General features: G+C 34.0%; 1 protein-coding gene. It reads right to left on the bottom strand.

The features are described 5' to 3' along the window. Window positions 1–34 precede the first annotated feature (34 nt). Entirely contained in the window at window positions 35–1291 is a 1257-nt protein-coding gene (locus tag AT575_RS10010) for an ISL3 family transposase (protein ID WP_102778195.1), read from the bottom strand. Window positions 1292–1382: the final 91 nt, after the last annotated feature.

The raw sequence follows: 1382 nt of genomic DNA, 5'->3' as shown, positions 1-1382 counted from the left end.
GGCTCTTTGTCAACTGTAGTGGGTAGATGAAAAGCTAAGATCTAGAGAGTATCAAATTGGTACTCTCTATTTTGATGTTCAAAGCAATCAAAATACGTTTTTTAAAGTTTTCAAAGTTCCGAAATCCAAAAGCATTACGCTTAATGACTTTAATCAGATTGTTAGTAGCTTCTAGCTTTGCATTAGAGTAAGATAGTTCCAAAGCATTGATAATCTTGTCTCTGTCCTTAAGGAATGTTTGAAAGACTGATGCAAATAATGGGTTAACAGTATTACTATGATCAGTAATAAGTTCAAAGAATTGTTGGGAATTTTTCTCTTGAAAGTGAAAGAGTAAGAGTTGATAAAGGTCATAATGTTCTTTTAGTTCTTCTGAATAAGACAGTATTTTTTTGAGGATTTCTTGGTTGGTTAGGTGCATACGAAAAGTAGGACGATAAAAGCGTTTATCGTTTAGTTTACGACTATCTTGTTGTATGAGTTTCCAGTAGCGTTTCAGAGCTCTGTATTCAATAGTTTTACGATCAAAAAGGTTCATGATTTGAATGCGAAGACGATTCATAGCACGGCTTAGGTTCTGTATAATGTGAAAACGATCAAGAACGATTTTTGCCTTAGGGAATAACTTCTTAGCGATACCATAATAAGGACTAAACATATCCATTGTAATGACTTTAACGTTATTTCGAACCTCACGAGTAAAGCGAAGAAAGTGATTGCGAATAGTAGCTTGTGTGCGTCCATCAAGAATCGTGATGATTTTAAGGGAGTCAAAATCTTGAGCAATAAAGCTCATTTTCCCTTTCTTAAAGCTATATTCATCCCAAGACATATGAGTGGGTAGTTTTGTTAAATCAGTTTTTAAAGTGAATTCATTGAGCTTTCTGATAACTGTAGATGTAGAGATGCCAAGATTCTTGGCAATAGAGGTCATTGAGTTTTTCTCAATTAATTTTTGTGCAATTTTCTGATTAACAAGGGTAGAAATTTGATGATTCTTCTTAACTAAAGAAGTCTCAGAGACAGTCATTGTATGACAGGAGTGACAGCGGAAACGCCTTTTTCTAAGACGAATAAGAGTTTTAAAACCAGCGCACTCTAAGTATGGAATTTTAGATTCCTTTTGGAAGTCATACTTAGCCATATGAGCATGGCAATATGGGCATTTAGGTGCTTGATAATCAAGTTTGGCGATAATTTCTTTATGGCTTCCGCAATCTAAATAGTCAGAAATAGTGATGTTAGGGTCTTTAATTCCAAGAATGTTTGTGATAAAATCAAATTGTTCCATATGATACCTTTCTAATGATGGTTTAGTCGCTTTTCATTATAGATCATATGGGACTTTTTTGGTGTGAAAAATTTCAATAACGAAAAAGACC

The organism is Streptococcus penaeicida (assembly GCF_002887775.1).
Classification (GTDB): Bacteria; Bacillota; Bacilli; order Lactobacillales; family Streptococcaceae; genus Streptococcus; species Streptococcus penaeicida.
Note: the sequence above shows the minus strand (reverse complement) of the source record. Positions and strands in the feature narration are given on the sequence as shown.